Genomic DNA, 15,483 nt, shown 5'->3' with positions numbered 1-15,483 from the left:
AACTTGTTCAGCGTATTCGATCAGTGCGCATAGGCGCTGGCATCATTTTGTGACTTGCGCTTGCCGTAGGGCAGGACCGCTGCCAGCACTGCCGCCGCTGCCGCACTAGCCGCCAAGCAATACAGTGCCAACGTGAAGTCGGTGGAGCGTCCGCGCGCGACACCGACCAGCCAGGGAGCAAAGAATCCTGCGAGACCGCTGATCGCATTGATCAGCGCAATTCCACCTGCGGCGCCTGCACCGGACAGAAACGTCGGCGGTATGGTCCAGAACACACTGAGCGACCCGACGATGCCGGCAGCCGCCACGCAGATACAAACGAACGACACGATCGGCAGGGTCGACGTCAGGCCGCTGCCTGCCAACCCTGCGGCGCCGACGAAGAGCGCACCTGCCAGATGCCAGCGGCGCTCCATCTTGCGGTCCGAATGGCGCGCGTTGGCAAACATCGCAATCGCCCCAAGAATGAACGGAATGGCGCTGACCAGACCGATCTCGACGATCGACAACCGGCTCATCTGACGGATCACCTGCGGCAGCCACGTCGAGATGCCAAAGAAGCCGATGCCGATGCAGAAATACAGCAGCCCCATCAACCAGACCATCGGTGCGACCATTGCGCTGCGAAAGCTCGATAGTCCCGTCGTAGCCACAGCCGCTTCCTCTTTCGCCATCGCACTCACCAGCCACTCACGTTGCGCCGGGCTCAACCATTTCGCGTCCGCCGGCCTGTCGACCAGCACGAACCAGGCGATCACGCCAAGCGCTACGGCCGGCAGCCCCTCGATCATCATCATCCATCGCCATCCGGAAAACCCGCTCGCCTCATGGAAGTGGTCGATCAGCAATGCCGAGACAGGCGCCCCCACGATCAGCGAGAAGATGTTGGCCGAGTAGACCCGGCTGATCGCGCGTCCGAGATGCTGCTTCGGGAACCATGTCGCGAGGTAGTACAACACCGACGGGAAGAAGCCCGCCTCGACCACGCCGAGCAGAAGACGCGCAACATAGAGTTGCTGCGGGGTCTGCACGAAAGCGGTCCCCGCCGACACGATTCCCCACGTGACCATGATGCGCGCGAGCCACACGCGTGCGCCGAAGCGATGCATCATCATGTTGCTCGGCACTTCGAAGCCGATGTAGCCGAGGTAGAAAATGCCGGCAGCGAAGCCGAACATCTCCGGCCCCATGCTCAGTTCCTGATTCATCTGCAATGCGGCGAAACCGATGTTCGCGCGATCGAGATAGTTGACGAACCACGCAACGAAAATCAGCGGCACCAGTCGCCACGTGATGTGGTGGATGGTCGCTCGCTCGACCCCAGCATCGTCCGTCGCCCGCAACGCGCTCGCACTTGACTCGGATGGCTTCATGGGAAATCTGTCCTCTTGTGATTGATGGTCTCGCCGGGCCATGCCCGATCAGATGGGGGAATTCGTTGCGGCACACGCGGGCGCATCGAACGGCGCCGCATAAGCCACGATTTCGATGCGCATGCCGGGCACGACCAATGCCTTCACCACGACAGTCGACCGATTCGGATACGGGGCATCGAAGAACGTGCGGTACACCCTGTCTACCGCACGCATGTCCTCGACCTCGGTGAGATAGATCAGCACCTGCGCAACGTCGTGCAAGGTCAGACCGCCTGCCGCCAGCGTGCGGCGCAGGTTCTCGAACGTCAGACGCGCCTGCGCTTCGATACTGCCCGTGTCGATGGCGCCGTCGCATCGCACGGGACCTTGCGCAGTGAACGTCACGCCACTGGCGCGCGTCGCCCACGAGAACGGCTGGCCGAGATCCGGCAAATCAACGGGAATGACCTGTGCCATCGCTTAGCTCCGCAGGGGCTGAACAAGTTCGTCGCGCTGCTCACCGTGCGCGGCAGCAAAGTGGTCGACGGAATCGCGCAACGCGTATTGCGCGTTGAAGCCGAGGTAACGCCTCGCGGCGCTGACATCCGACGGCGCCGGCCGGGTGTGCGGGAAGGCAGCAAAACCCCCCGCAGGTAATTGCATCTCGGCAATGCGCAGTGCCGGATACCGTTCCCGGACCACGCCCACGAACTCCTCGACGGTGAACCAGTCGCCCGTGGCAATGTTGAAAACGCGCTGCTCGGGCGCCCAAGCCCGCAGTGCCGCCACGTTGGCGAGCGCGCAATCGCGAGCGTCGACGAATTCCTCACGCCCGTTCCACAGCAAGACAGGATCGTCCAGCCGCGCGGGCTCCTCACGACGGCCGGCGTCGAGCAGGCAGCCCAGCAATCGACCGGGCACGCTCGTTGACGCCTCCCTCCCCGCCCCCAGTACCGCGCCGTAACGCAACACAATCACGCTCATGTCGTACAACGAGCCATAGGCCAGTGCGAGGTGCTCGCTGGCGACCTTCGTTGCCGCATAAATGCTGGCTGGCGCCTCACTCACGGCATGGGTCGCGAAGTTTTCGCGAATCGGCGTGGCGGGCAACGTGCCGAAAGCCGCATAGGCCACCGTGGTCGAACTCGCAACCACAACCCGCGCCACATCGTGCCGGCGGGCCACCTCCAGCACGTTTGCGGTTCCCAGCGTGTTGACCTTCACGCCGGCGAGTGGGTCGCGCCGGATCGCGCTCGACAGCAATGCGGCCGTGTGCACGATCGACGTCACACGATGCTCCTGCACCACTTCGGACAAACGCTCGAAGTCGGTCACGTCGCAGCGAACGATCGGCACCGTCAGCTCGGGTGCCTCCTGCGGAACACGAACATCCACCAGCACGACCGCCTCGCCCTGCGCGTGCAACGCCGCTGCCGTCAGCCGGCCGATCAGCCCTGCGCCAGTCACTAAAACCGTCATCTCACTCTCCTTGCAGTCGGCACCCGGACCGGGTGCTCCGACCATCCATGAAGCGCAAGTTACGGATACAAAATCATGGTGTCAATACAAAAAAAGTTTGATTTTATAAATTTGTACGTTAATTATATGAACCCATCACGGCCGCTCAATGGTGTGCCGTACTTGTCCGTACTTTCCCTGATCTATCAGCATGAAGTCACAAATCTCGCAGCAGATCGCGACGTTTGGCCCCTGGGGCCTTGCGCCGCAAATGCCCCTCCCGAGCGCCGCCGCACTCTCCTATGAAGCGTTGGTGCTCGACTGGGCCCAGCGTCCGATGGAAGGATTACGCGTCGCCAGGAACCTTCCCTATGGCGCCGATCCTCTGCAACGCTTCGACGTGTTTTCCGCACCCGACATGCCGCACGATGCCCCGATCGTGGTGTTTTTCCACGGTGGCGGCTGGACGAATGGCTACAAGGAATATGTGACGTTCATGGCGTCGAATGTCGTGGCATCGGGTTGCATGCTGGTCGCGCCCGGCTATCGGCTCGCACCGGCGGCCGCCCTTCCCGCCGCGCTCTTCGACGGTGCGGCCCTGCTCGCCGCGTTACCGGATGTTCTGCCCAACTGGGCCGCGGGCAGCGCAGACGGCGCTCGCCGCATCGTGCTCTCCGGTCATTCGGCCGGCGGGCATCTGGCTGCTTTGCTCACGTTGCGCCCGGACCTGCTCGCGCTCGCAGGTGCGAACCCGGACGACATCGTGGGGTGCTTGCCGATCTCCGGCATCTTCGACCTGCATCATCCCGCGCCGGCGCCCGGGTCGCTCGAAGCGCGCGTCTACGAGATGGTGCTCGGCCCCGATACCGATGACGCATTGATGAGTCCGCTGTGCTGGACGCGCGGCAATCGCGTGCCCATGGTGCTCGGCTGGGGTGAACACGACAGCGCCCGCGTCGCCCTTTCGAATCAGCGCATGGCCAGCTTGCTCAATGCTCAGGGAGCGCCCTGCGCCGCCTTCGTCGAACCCGGCGCCGATCACTTCCAGACGCACACACACCTAAAAGATCCCGCCCATGCCTGGTACGGCCGTCTGGCGAGCATCGCCCACCACGGCACGGTTCCGATCGGCTGAACCGGCGCCCGGTGTGAGCGATCGCACCGCGCCGGGCGACAGCCCTGCTCATGAGTTTTCAACAGGCGCCCCACAAGCGCCGTCACTACGCCCTACGGAGTCACCATGATGCGCAGCCCCAGTCTTGCCCGCCATACCCGTCATTCCCGGCTTTCCTTTTCATCGCTCGCGATCCCGCTCGCGTTTGGCGCATCCGTCGCCCACGCGCAGTCGAACGTCACGCTGTACGGCAGCATTGACGCGAGCATCAACTACGTGTCAAACCAGAATGGCGCTCACAGCTTTCAGGCGCAAAACGGCATGATCAACGGCACACGCTGGGGGATGAAAGGCACGGAAGATCTGGGCGGCGGGACCAGCGCCATCTTTCAGTTGGAGAACGGCTTCAACCTCTTCACCGGCAAGCTGGGACAAGGCTCCCGCGAGTTCGGGCGGCAGGCCTGGGTCGGTCTGAAGGACAATCAGCTCGGCTCGCTCACGCTCGGTCGTCAATACGATCCGACCATCTGGTATCTCGCCGTGCATACGGGGGGCTTCACCGGTGGCACGGCGTTCGCGCACCCGTTCGACAACGACAACATGGGTAACTCGTTTCGCATCGACAATTCGGTGATGTACACGAGTCCGTCGTGGAACGGTCTGTCGATGCGCACGATGTACGCGTTCTCGAATCAGGCCGGTGCGGCCACGGCAAATCGGGCCTACAGCGCGGGCATCGGTTACGAAAACGGGCCGCTCAGTCTCGGCGCGGCCTTCATCGTCATCAACAACGTGGGGGCGAACGCGGGTGGCGCGGTCGATGGCAGCAGCAGCTCGGGCGACTCGACGTTCGTCGCGGCCAAGCAATCGGTCTTCGGTATCGGGGGAAGCTACGTCTGGGGGAATGGCACTTACGGCGCCACGTGGACGCGCACGGTCATCAGCGACGGTTCGTCGGTCAATCTCTTCGGCTACAAGCCCATGGGAGACGCCAGCCTGCGCATGGACAACTTCGACGTGAACGTGACCTACAACGCGACCGCCAACATTACGTTGATCGGCTCCTACGCGTTCACGATGGGTCGATATGAAAATGCCACCACGAGCGCGAGCCCGAAGTGGCATCAGGTCAATCTGCAAGCGGCCTACTACTTCTCCAAGCGCACTGACGTCTATATCGACGCCGTCTACCAGCACGTGATCGGCGGTACCGGCACGCCTTTCGCGAACGCTATCTTGTGCGGATACGCCCAGTCGTCGACGCCGACACAGATCGTCGTCGGGCTGGGGATGCGTCATCGCTTCTGATGGCTGGCGGCACGAAGCGCGACACGTTCGCGCTTCGAATGGCCTGGGACGCCCGTGGGTGGAGCGTCTTCAACGACGCGACGGCAATCGGGCCTTTTGCGGGGTATCGGCCGAGCGGCGTGCGCGCGGCGTTGCGACCTTTCCGGCAGCACGTTTGACTGGCGCCGGTGCGGCCGCAGGCACTTCATCGGTGGCGGCAAGGCCGTCACCCAGCCATGTCTGCGCATCGAAGGTCGCCGTTAGGTGTTCGCGCAGCAGATGGCACGCGGTATCGACATCGCGTGCGAGCGCCGCTTCCATCAGTGTCTTATGCTCGGTGAAGATGCTGTCAGTGCGAGCGGTGAACCCCATGCGCGCGAGACGGATGCGTCGATAGCGTTCGGTCAGGTCGACGAGCTGCGCGTCGACGCGATGCAGCCACGGCGATTTGGCGCCGGCGAGCAGGGCGCGGTGGAATCGCCGGTGCGCGGCTTCCCATGCCTCCAGATTCTCGATGTCGTCGAGCGATGCCGGCACGGGGGCATGCGTGAGCTTGTAAAACGCCGCCGAGATTTCCGCGCCCCAGTCGGCATCACCGTGGCGAATCGACTGGCCGAGCAGGATCGTCTCGATGTTCAGTCGCGCCCAGACGATGTCCTGCAAGTCTTCGACGGATACCGGCGTTACGCGGAAGCCGCGCTGTCCTTCATTCGAGACAAGTCCCTCACGACTCAGCAGCATCAGGGCTTCACGGATGGGACTCATGCCCAGACCGTACCGCTCCTGCAGCCCCTGCAAGCGCAACTTTTCATTCGGTGCCAGAACCCCCGCGAGAATGTCGCGGTGCATCAGCCAATATGCCTGCTCCGATAGCGTGTGCCCATCGGACGTCTCTCGCCCCGATGCCTGAGTGACTTGCCGAACATCTCGTTCACCTTTCGGTCGCATCTGACCTCCACGCTCCCATGCAAAGTAGTGCTTTCGCTAAATTTTCGAAAATTCTCGTGATTTTGTAAATTTACCATGAATGCATGAAATGGCCGTGGCGGGCACGTGGCCAATGCATGAAGATGCGCCGATCGATACGCGCGATACGCGCGGTGAACCATGGTCAGCCCAGACATATCCGAGCCGGCGATTCTACGCATCGAGCACAAGCGGTCCTAAGGGATTGTCGATCAGGACTTTCCATCCGCCGCCGGGCTGATTTCGGAATACCGTCGTTGCGACGAGCTCCCTTGTGGAAACTGTCCCATTGGGTTCCTTGTAGGCGAGCGTCCATCGAGACAGGAACAATGCAATGCCATCTACTTCAACAACGTGGGTCTTGAGCTGCGCGGCCGACACACCGGATTTCATCGCGTGTTCGAAAAAACTGCGCAGCTGTGCTCGCCCCCGGACTGTTCTTCCCGGCTCCGCGACGACGACCGCCTCATCTTCATAGAAGCCCATGACGGTATCAATGTCGCGTTCATTGAAGGCTCGATCCAATAGCTCTACCGCCTGCTGCGGGCTGCTCGCGATCATGGTTTTCCTCTGAAACACATTGTGACGTGGCCGGGCGTCTGGCCGGATAGCAGGCCCTGCCCCTTGGTGAAACCTGTCCGATCCGAGACACTGTTCGTGAAGGCGCGCCAGTCTGTCGGCGATCTCGCCATTGATATCAACGACAGAACTTTTAACGGGTCGGTCCCGTCTGCGGCTTCTGTCCGGGCTCGGGACCTATGTTGCCAGCATTTCCAGCGGACTCGATCAGCCACACCAGCTTCTCCATTTTCAGTTGCCCCATGCGCTTCGAGGTCAATCGCGAATCGACCAGGCTTACCACCACGAGATCGAGCGACGGCACGATCACCGCGTACTGGCCGAGATAACCATCGGCCCAGTATGTGGGCCGCCGCAATGCCGCGTTCGGCCCTCGAATTCCGTTGGCGGGTACGCTAGTCCACCACATGTACCCGTACCCCCCCGTCGGCGTGTCCGAATACGAATGCGTCGACTCGGCGACCCATTCCGCCGGAACAATCTGCCTGTCTAACCAACGCCCATCGTGAAGGTATAGCAACGCGAAACGGGCAAGATCCCGCGCGCTCATGTCAAACGGATAAGCGGGATACATCGTGACAGAGCTATCGGACACATAGTGCCCGTCCGATGCACCATAGTCCTGCATGCCGATCGGATCCGCGATCTCCGACTGTAATGCCTTGAAAATGTCTACACCCGTGGCTTTCTCATAAATCGCGCCGACGACGTTGAAGTCCCAGTTGTTGTAGTACCAGAACGTGCCCGGCAAGTGACTGTAACGTGCGGGTTTCGTCTTCTTCATTTCGGCCGTCTCATAGACGGTCGGGTGATAGACGCCCGACCGCGCTTCAAGCAGCATGCGAACGGTGGCCTGCCTCTCGATGGGTGACAACGACGGCTCGTTGTCATCGATGCCCAACTGCGCCAGCGTATCGTCGAGATGCATCTGGCCGCGTGCAACTGCGATGCCAATGAGCGCGCTCATGAAGCTCTTGCGTGCCGAGTGAAGATTCGATTTCCTCGACACGTTGCCCCACTCCGCTACAACCCGTCCGTTATGGACGATCATTCCGGACGTCGAACCCTCCTGCTTCGCGTAGTCGACTGCCCGGTCGATGCCCTCCTGAGAAAAACCCTCCGTAGCGGGCGCTACCGACACCCACTCGATGCCGGGAAACGGAGACTGCGGACCGTACACACGCTGCGGGAAAGCCGCTCCCCGAGCGCAGACGCAAGCGCCAAGCACTAATGCGAGCGCTGTTGCTACACGTGCGAACGTCGAGAACCTGACGACCTTATTTTCCATCGTTGGAATTCCGGTCCAGAAGAGTCCATGTTTGGGTATAAAGGCGACCGACCGTTGCTGGCCGCCCAGAGCCTGGCCGCGCGCGGATCGGGTCATCGCTAGCGGGACGATCGACGTGCAAAGTGGCCGGCGTACGCCGACCGTTTTCCTGGTACCCGAAGTCCAGCCGGCAAGTCTTCGAACCGCCCACCTGGTGACTGATCAGGTACGTTTAGCTAGGCAGACATCGAGTAATCAGCGTCAGGACGGGCCGTGATCCGACTACCGTCGCACGCATCCCCTGCTTCGCGATACCGGCGAATTGCTTTTCCGCCCAATACCGACGCCAATACCGACGCCATAAGGGTGCCTGGCCGCATCGCGCAGGCTGGCGATACCCATTCCAGTGTCGATCACCAGGTCTCGGTCGCGACCGCGCACATGCCAGATATTGCAGCGCATTAGTGGCACGACCTGACGTTCCCACAGCAGGGGGATGCCATCGCTGACGCGTTTAAGTTCAAACCATCGCTGGGCAATTGGTAACGTGATCATGTAGGGGCACTCACGAGTATGAGTGGTTACTTTGACACACTTCGAATCCCACCTCGAAATCGTTGTCATTGAAGCGCCGCAGGAGGTTGCAAAGTGTCGACGATTTAGGCATGCAGGTCGACCGGGGTATGGATCGCCCCACTCGGGAAGCCATTTCAGACCGTTGCCAGAACCAGACGCGCGGGTGTCGCACCGATAAACAGCCCGTCATCGCGGTTTGCGAGATAGCGCTGGTTTAATTCCTCGGGAGTCCACGCGTGGCTATGGATGTATCCCAATGCACTCAACGTCTCGGCGAGGGCCGCCGGCTCAAAGAAGGTCTTCCACGGCTCGCCACGCTCGGCGAATTGCGCCGTCAACTGCTCCATCGCAATACGCATGATCGGCGGCAAGCTCGAAAGCGGCGTCACATACTCGAACAGGACCGCACTGCCTTTGGCGCAGCCGGCGATGAAACGCAACGTCTCAATGACCGCGGCTTCGTCGAGATACATCGTCACACCGAGCCAACTGAAAATGGCCGGTGCACTAGCATCGAAACCGGCCCGCGCTAACCCCTCTGCCAGACCAACGCTCTCGAAGTCGACCGGGACGAAATGCAGCGACGGCGGCACTGCAATGCCTGCCTCGCGCAGGCGCACCTGCTTCCACTGCTGCGTTGCCGGCAGGTCAACCTCGAAGATACGAGCCGGCGTATCGGGATGTCGGTACGCGCTGGTATCGAGCCCCGCCCCGAGCACCACATACTGACGAATGCCACGTTCGACCGCCTCGCGCCACACATCGTCGGCAAGCCGGCTGCGTACGATCACCGAGCTACGCATTCCCACCGACGTCGGATGGCGGAACCTGTCGATGTTCTCACGCAGTGCCTGTGCTTCAGCAGCGCCGAGGACCGCCAGTGCAACCGGATCGTCAAGCACCAGCGGACGGTCAAGCAGTTGATGCGCGGCCCGCTGTGTCGCCACCATCAACGCGCTCGGCTTGGGTCCGGCGTTGACCGGTGTCATGTCGTGGCCGACGATATGGGCTTTGTGCAGATAGGCCAACAGCGAATCGTCGAGGCCGACGCCCAGTTGCAGATCCGGTTCGTGCATCAAGGCATCCCGCACGCGCGCCTCCAGGACCGCGTCGTCTCCGCAAAAGCTGTCGAGAAACAGTTGTTGCCATCGCTTGACGATCGCCTGTACCGGTGCCGCACCGGCGTCGACGCCCGCGTCCATCTGTGCCCTTAGTTCGACCACCAGCGCCGGCCATGCTTGATTTTTCGCGGTGGCGAACTGGCGACGCCGCACCTCGTCGGCCTGCGCTGGGCTGAGGTACTTGTCGAGCAGCGCGCAGCGCGCGTGCGTGAACGCTTCGTCGATCCAGTCCAGCATCTCGACCGTAATGCCGACGATTTGCCGGGCGCGTGGCTCGCCGAGTTGCATCATCATCAGCTTGGTCGCGAGCGCCGGGTCGTTGTGGGTCATTCGAATCACGAGCCTGATCCAGCGCCAGGACAGTGCCTGTGCGGCATCGCTTTCGGTCGGCAGCGCCTGCTGCACGGCAACGCGGACCTCGTCGATGAGCTCGGTCCACGACGGATCCGTCGGCGGCACCATATCCGGCCCGGATGCCAGCAGCGCATCGAGTTCGTCGTCATCAAGGTGCTTTTGGTACATGTTCATCAGCTCCAGAGCGTTCAGCCAGTCGGTCGCAGCGATCTCGCTACCGGCGGCGATCATGTCAACGATGTATTGCAAGTGACGACTGAGACGCTGCGCGCGCAACGCCTGCGCATTCAGCTCTGTGATCTGACGCTGCAGGAGTTTTAGCGGACCGTCGGTCAGTTGATCATCGAGGCTGGCCTTGATGTCCGGCAGCGAATACCCGAACCGTTTCAGGGCCTCAATACGATGCAGCCGGATCAGATCGTCCCGCCCATACAGGCGCGCGCCTCCATCGGTGCGCTGGGATGGCGACAGTAGCCCGATTGCGTCATAGTGATGAAGCGCTCGGACACTCAATCCCAACTTCTTCGCGAGTTCACCGATTTTGAATCGCATTGCGTTCCCAGTGTCAATCATGGAAGCTGACGTAGCGTCAGGTGCAAGTGAAATCGACGCGTTTGTCTGCGCGCCAGGGTAGTGCGCCCCGAAACCAATGCCGCGCCAGCTCGATCAAACCAAAGGCAAGCCGGCATGAAGCGGCAGGGCTAGTATCAGCGAACCTAACTCGTGAACGTTTCATGGGCATGATCGGGAGCATGGCCGCGCTCGCGTCGGGAACGGAGCTGGGCTTGCTAAAGTGTCTTCGAACAACGCAATCGTCGACAGAAGCGTTCATCCCAAATCTCGCCTTGGCAGTGTCACACCGAAGGGCAACGAGATGTTTGGGAGGCTTCCGGGACTCGCATGATGTTTGTATCGCCTTTTTGAACCGCGCGAATTTACCAGAGCGTTTGATCTTGGCCCCCGCGCTTCGATCGAAGCGTCGAGGTTCACGGGTCTGCTCCGTTAGCTCGAAATGCACCTTGGCAACATTGTGCCGGTGGGGCCGGAAGCCTTGATCCACGAGGCGTCGAGCGTGACGGAATTATTTCTCTGCGATAAGCGCGTGCATTCGGCCAACCGGTTCGTTGGTTCTCACCGTGAAACCCAGGCGGGTCAATTCATCCGAAAGCGTATTGGGGGACAGCCGGAGTTTCTGATAACTGCTCTTGCGAAGCGTCCAGCCGCCCGATTCTCGAACATGGACGAGGTCGTTCACGAGGACGACGTCCGATCTATATTCCAGCATGCACGTCATGATGCGATCGTTATCGGCGTGAACGGGCAGAAACCGGTCCAGGCCGGTCAGCTCAATGGAGAGATCCCGAAAAGTCAGGAGCAGAAGGCCCGACGGTTGAAGCATGTCTCGCGCCTTCTTGAACACGCCCGCGACATCCTGCATGTTGTCAAGGTGGGTGAGCGTGTCACCCATGCAAACGATTGCCTCTGCAGATCCAGCCACTGCGAAGCGATCGAAGTCTCGCAGATCGGCAAGGGTGGTCTCGATCGGAAGATTGCCCTTCTGACTATTGAGTTCGTCTAGTAGCGCCCGGCTCGAATCGATAGCAACGATTTTTTCGAAGCCAAGGTTCGCAAGTGCGATCGACTGGAATCCGGGCCCACAGCCGAGATCGAGCGCTGTTCCATGCTGACCGGGCCCGATTCCTAGCATCTCGAGCAAGCGTCGTTGTTCATCGACTTTCTCTTGGAAAGGAATTCCAAACATCCAGGTGTAGTGCTCCGCAAGGAGCGCTTCGTAGTGCCGCGAGATCGGGTTCGTCATTGTGTCACCGTAGAGCACGTCGATTGCCGCGGAGCATTGCCCCGCCACAGCGTTCATCCATCCGCCAGACCGATGCTATGTCGGACCACCGATTCAGGGCGGGACAAGCAGGGCTTGCGCACCGGATGGCATGGCATAGATACTTCGACGAAACGCATGTGCCATTCGCGGAGCGGCGCCCAGAGCGATGCCTTAGTACCCGTTCACGATCTCGATGATCGCCTCGATTTCTACCGACATCCCGTTGGGTAGTGAACTCATCCCGACCGCCGACCTGGCGTGTCGGCCGCGATCACCCAGAACCTCCACAAGCAGATCCGAGCATCCGTTAATGACCTTCGGATGGTCGCAAAAATCTGGCGCAGCGTTCACCATTCCGAATATCTTCAAAACGCCCGCCACGTGATCAAGCGACCCTGTCGCCAGTTGCATTGTCGACAACAGCTGCAGACCCACTTGACGGGCATCAGCATAACCACGATCGACACTGTAGTTCTGACCTAATTTCCCCTGGATAACCGAGCCAGAAGCATCACGAGGCCCCTGACCAGATAAATAGAGAATCTGGCCAGATCGTCTCCAGCTCACGAAGTTGGCGATAGGGGACGGAATTGGAGGCAGCACTAGTCCTAAACTTTTAAGTCGCTCGTCAGTAGTCGTGGCAGTCATGGTTTTATGGCTCGGGTTGGACGAAAAAGGCACAACAGCTTCGTTGGTCATTTTGGTACGTCTGATGGCATCTCCTCCACTACACCCTCCGCGTGAGTGGCGTCCTCTTTCGCCGGTGGCCACTTTCGGCTTGCCCCCATCTGTCCTTCGATGATCCCCGAACGAGATGTTGAAATCAGTATGTGGCGTGTCAAACCGATGAGTAGTCCGCCCCGCGGTTCGCAGGTGGTATGGCTGAATCCCATTGCACTCAACGTATCGGCAATGACAGCCGTTTCAAAGAAGGTTTTCCACGGCAGCGACCACCTCGAGGCCTGACAGTGCGTGGGCAGCACGCGGAAGCGTTCGCTGCCGCCGTAGCCACCGAAGCCGCTATGCTGGCGTCGTACAGTGCATCGATTCCTTCCCGGATCATGGAGTCTCCTTTGCTGTCTTGCGTACGCGCCGAGTCACGGCTGCGTCGGGCGTTCGGCGGCCTGGATTGCGATGTGAACGCTCGTTGCCGCACGCCGGGCATGGCGGTTTGCCAACAGCATGATAAGCAGCGCTGCGAGTTCGCACAGTCCGCCGATCGCGCCGATGTGAGTCACGGAGCTGTAGGCGACGATGAACGACCCGAGCGCCGCGCCGAGCGCGAAGCCAAGATACGTGAACGATGAATTGAGTGACAGCGCGACGGGTGCGACATCAAGGCCGGCAATACCGATCAGCTTGGTCTGTTGGGCCGGGTTGAAGGCCCAGCCGGCTGCGCCCCACGCGGCTATCGCAATCAGGATCGCGATGCGCGCATGCGCGGGGTCCAAGTGCCGCGCGCTGGCGGTCATGCACTCATACGACAGGATCATCACGACCAGACAGACGACCAGTACCTTCCCGCTGCCGAAGCGGTCGATCGTACGGCCGCTGATGAACACGCCGATGCCGGCGAATACGCCGTACAGCAGCAGTACGGCGCCGACTTGTGCGGCGCTGAAGCCGGGGCGGCCTGTCAAGAACGGCGCGAGATACGGGTAGATAGTCCAGATGCCCGCAGCCCATAGGCTCGTGACGAGCAGGGTGACCAGCACGGCGGGCTGCCGCCCGATGGCTATACGCTGCGCGAGCGACGGCACCGACACGCTCGCGCCGATCCCGCGCGGCAAGCCGACCATCACCCCTAGCGTCACGATCGCGGATAGCATGCCGATGCCGGCGAACGTCGCACGCCAGCCGAAGTGGGCGCCGATCCACGCACCGAGTGGCACACCGAACGCGACGGCGATCGTGATCCCGCCATGGACGGTCGCGAGTGCGCGCCCCCTGGACTCCGGCGCGACGAGCGAGCCGGCGAGCGCATTCGCGCTAGGCATGTACAGGCCGGCCGACACCGCGAGCAGCACGCGCGCGGCTAGTAGCGCCGGATAGCCGGGCGACGCGCAAGCGGCGAAATTGGCGACGGTGAAGCACAGCAGAGCAACGATCAGGAAGCGTCGCCGGTTGACGCCCGCACTGACCGTTGTCAGGATCGGCGAGCTTATCGAATAGGATAGCGAAAAGACCGTGACGAGCTGCCCTGCCGCGGCGAGGCTGATGGACAGATCCTTCGCGATGATCGGCAGCAGCCCTGCGAGCATGAATCCTTCGGTGCCGATCGCAAAGGCGCCCAGCGCGAGGAGATACAGCGATACGTCCTGATTCAGTTCGGCGGCTGACGCCATGAAATCGTCTCCCTGTTGAGGAATCCGGAAAGTGGACGCATTCGCCCGCGCAGGGCGTGCCGTTTCGGCGCGCGGTCGACCGGCTGAACGCGTCCTGGCCATGCGCATCGCCCTGATGGATGTGGACGCACGGGTTCATGCGGAACACATCGCCGGCATTGTGGCTCTGGCTCCCGGAGCGTTGTGCCTCGACGGCGCCGGTATTGGCGGCGTCGTACAAGCAGGGGACAAGATCGTCGAACTGGCCCTGCGTCAATTGTCACTGGGTGACGGTTCTACGCATCCAGCTTCCGTGCGGCTCACGCCCGTAGCAAGTTGCGCGTTGACCTACCTGACGCGGCTCGCGTTTCGTCGCATTGCTTTCCAGTCGTCGGTTTCAACCATAAAAGGTGACGTAGCGTCAGGTGCAAGCGAAATCGATGGGTTAGCGTGCTGCAGGGAAGCGTGCCACGAAATGCCAGGGCCCCATGCGTTTACGGGACCCCGATTGTTGACGAACTTGAGGCGGGCGTCGGCCGGCCGGTTTTGGCCGAGCTCCGCCTGACGCGTCCGGTCGTTTGCGCTTAGCTTGCCAAGCAGTTGACTGAGGTGCCTCGCCTGGTCGCTGCCCACAGTCGCAGCCCGCGTTAGCGGAACCAAGCGTGCAGAACCGTTTTTCGTATCCGTCGATCAGACGCTCCGCTGTGTCGTTGGCCGCTTAGTGACAGACACCACTTCCATGTAGCGTTTCAACGCGCCGGCCACGGTCAATTTTTTTGATGCGGCACGCGAAAGGTAAACGCCCCGAACCATCTCATCTTCGGTTCGGCGAGCCCAATCTTCGGCGTCACGCTTTGTGCGAAATGTCTTTGCCGTAGTCGGCCATCCGATCTTTCGGATTACGGCCTTCCAGGTACCTGAGGGAGTCTTGACGATGGTTGCTATGTACCGTTCTCGATAGCGAACTGTGCCGAAAACGTACCTTTGACCAACCACAACGACAAACGGGTTACGTGAAAATCACGTAACCCGTTGTTTTATTTGGTGCGGCTGCAGGACCAGAATTAATGGCCAGAGCCCTTTTGGTGTAAGATCTAGAGCCACCCGACCATTTCAGCATGCCCCCAAATGTGCCCCCAATATTCGGGACCATTTTGGTTCGGTTTGACCCTACACCCGAATTAGTACCGATCAGAAGTAGAAATTTCCGGCTTCGGGGTTTCGTCCGTCAAGGCGCGCTGC

Annotated in this window: 12 protein-coding genes and 1 pseudogene; 2 read left to right on the top strand and 11 right to left on the bottom strand. The window is 61.1% G+C overall.

All coding sequences use genetic code 11. The annotated features are described in order from the left end of the window. Window positions 1-20: 20 nt before the first annotated feature. The 3 genes from PBR20603_RS19930 to PBR20603_RS19920 are packed head-to-tail and all read right to left on the bottom strand — an operon-like array spanning window position 21 to window position 2,834. Window positions 21-1,373 carry an MFS transporter gene (locus PBR20603_RS19930; protein WP_150561195.1) on the bottom strand — a complete coding sequence of 451 codons (1,353 nt, stop codon included), beginning with the start codon at window positions 1,371-1,373 and terminating at the stop codon, window positions 21-23. 48 nt (window positions 1,374-1,421) lie between these two features. Beyond that, window positions 1,422-1,832, bottom strand: coding sequence for a RidA family protein (locus tag PBR20603_RS19925; RefSeq protein WP_150561194.1), 411 nt, complete (start codon window positions 1,830-1,832; stop codon window positions 1,422-1,424). Window positions 1,833-1,835: 3 nt separating this feature from the next. Then, window positions 1,836-2,834, bottom strand: coding sequence for an NAD-dependent epimerase/dehydratase family protein (locus PBR20603_RS19920; protein WP_150561193.1), 999 nt, complete (start codon window positions 2,832-2,834; stop codon window positions 1,836-1,838). Between the two features lie 190 nt (window positions 2,835-3,024). On the opposite strand from PBR20603_RS19920, the gene PBR20603_RS19915 reads away from it, so the two are divergent. Together PBR20603_RS19915 and PBR20603_RS19910 are read left to right on the top strand one after the other, a co-directional pair. Further along, window positions 3,025-3,948, top strand: coding sequence for an alpha/beta hydrolase (locus PBR20603_RS19915; protein ID WP_150561192.1), 924 nt, complete (start codon window positions 3,025-3,027; stop codon window positions 3,946-3,948). A 105-nt stretch (window positions 3,949-4,053) separates the two neighbouring features. Continuing rightward, window positions 4,054-5,235, top strand: coding sequence for a porin (locus PBR20603_RS19910; RefSeq protein WP_246174860.1), 1,182 nt, complete (start codon window positions 4,054-4,056; stop codon window positions 5,233-5,235). A gap of 69 nt (window positions 5,236-5,304) precedes the next feature. Here PBR20603_RS19910 and PBR20603_RS19905 read toward each other — a convergent pair whose 3' ends face one another. The 8 genes and pseudogenes from PBR20603_RS19905 to PBR20603_RS24395 form a co-directional block, all read right to left on the bottom strand. Then, window positions 5,305-6,162 carry an FCD domain-containing protein gene (locus PBR20603_RS19905; protein WP_150561191.1) on the bottom strand — a complete coding sequence of 286 codons (858 nt, stop codon included), beginning with the start codon at window positions 6,160-6,162 and terminating at the stop codon, window positions 5,305-5,307. A gap of 192 nt (window positions 6,163-6,354) precedes the next feature. Continuing rightward, window positions 6,355-6,741, bottom strand: coding sequence for a YybH family protein (locus PBR20603_RS19900; RefSeq protein ID WP_150561190.1), 387 nt, complete (start codon window positions 6,739-6,741; stop codon window positions 6,355-6,357). Window positions 6,742-6,892: 151 nt separating this feature from the next. Beyond that, complete coding sequence (locus PBR20603_RS19895) at window positions 6,893-8,143, bottom strand: serine hydrolase domain-containing protein (protein ID WP_150561189.1); 1,251 nt, start codon at window positions 8,141-8,143, stop codon at window positions 6,893-6,895. A 593-nt stretch (window positions 8,144-8,736) separates the two neighbouring features. Continuing rightward, complete coding sequence (locus tag PBR20603_RS19885) at window positions 8,737-10,629, bottom strand: SAM-dependent methyltransferase (protein ID WP_150561188.1); 1,893 nt, start codon at window positions 10,627-10,629, stop codon at window positions 8,737-8,739. Between the two features lie 529 nt (window positions 10,630-11,158). Next, complete coding sequence (locus tag PBR20603_RS19880) at window positions 11,159-11,896, bottom strand: class I SAM-dependent methyltransferase (RefSeq protein ID WP_174977995.1); 738 nt, start codon at window positions 11,894-11,896, stop codon at window positions 11,159-11,161. Window positions 11,897-12,088: 192 nt separating this feature from the next. Beyond that, window positions 12,089-12,616 carry a RidA family protein gene (locus PBR20603_RS19875; RefSeq protein ID WP_246174858.1) on the bottom strand — a complete coding sequence of 176 codons (528 nt, stop codon included), beginning with the start codon at window positions 12,614-12,616 and terminating at the stop codon, window positions 12,089-12,091. A 398-nt stretch (window positions 12,617-13,014) separates the two neighbouring features. Then, window positions 13,015-14,262 (bottom strand): MFS transporter, encoded by a 1,248-nt coding sequence (locus PBR20603_RS19870; protein WP_150561186.1) that lies wholly within the window; start codon window positions 14,260-14,262, stop codon window positions 13,015-13,017. 678 nt (window positions 14,263-14,940) lie between these two features. Further along, window positions 14,941-15,186: pseudogene (locus tag PBR20603_RS24395) on the bottom strand (site-specific integrase); the annotation flags it as partial. Window positions 15,187-15,483: the final 297 nt, after the last annotated feature.

The sequence above is a fragment of the Pandoraea bronchicola genome (assembly GCF_902459805.1).
GTDB lineage: Bacteria > Pseudomonadota > Gammaproteobacteria > Burkholderiales > Burkholderiaceae > Pandoraea > Pandoraea bronchicola.
This window is presented reverse-complemented; position numbering and strand designations above follow the sequence as displayed.

Coding starts and splice junctions, on each gene's coding strand:
- PBR20603_RS19930 (WP_150561195.1), bottom strand. CDS start 1,373: ATGAAGCCATCCGAGTCAAGTGCGAGCGCGTTGCGGGCGACGGACGAT.
- PBR20603_RS19925 (WP_150561194.1), bottom strand. CDS start 1,832: ATGGCACAGGTCATTCCCGTTGATTTGCCGGATCTCGGCCAGCCGTTC.
- PBR20603_RS19920 (WP_150561193.1), bottom strand. CDS start 2,834: ATGACGGTTTTAGTGACTGGCGCAGGGCTGATCGGCCGGCTGACGGCA.
- PBR20603_RS19915 (WP_150561192.1), top strand. CDS start 3,025: ATGAAGTCACAAATCTCGCAGCAGATCGCGACGTTTGGCCCCTGGGGC.
- PBR20603_RS19910 (WP_246174860.1), top strand. CDS start 4,054: ATGATGCGCAGCCCCAGTCTTGCCCGCCATACCCGTCATTCCCGGCTT.
- PBR20603_RS19905 (WP_150561191.1), bottom strand. CDS start 6,162: ATGCGACCGAAAGGTGAACGAGATGTTCGGCAAGTCACTCAGGCATCG.
- PBR20603_RS19900 (WP_150561190.1), bottom strand. CDS start 6,741: ATGATCGCGAGCAGCCCGCAGCAGGCGGTAGAGCTATTGGATCGAGCC.
- PBR20603_RS19895 (WP_150561189.1), bottom strand. CDS start 8,143: ATGACCCGATCCGCGCGCGGCCAGGCTCTGGGCGGCCAGCAACGGTCG.
- PBR20603_RS19885 (WP_150561188.1), bottom strand. CDS start 10,629: ATGCGATTCAAAATCGGTGAACTCGCGAAGAAGTTGGGATTGAGTGTC.
- PBR20603_RS19880 (WP_174977995.1), bottom strand. CDS start 11,896: ATGACGAACCCGATCTCGCGGCACTACGAAGCGCTCCTTGCGGAGCAC.
- PBR20603_RS19875 (WP_246174858.1), bottom strand. CDS start 12,616: ATGACCAACGAAGCTGTTGTGCCTTTTTCGTCCAACCCGAGCCATAAA.
- PBR20603_RS19870 (WP_150561186.1), bottom strand. CDS start 14,262: ATGGCGTCAGCCGCCGAACTGAATCAGGACGTATCGCTGTATCTCCTC.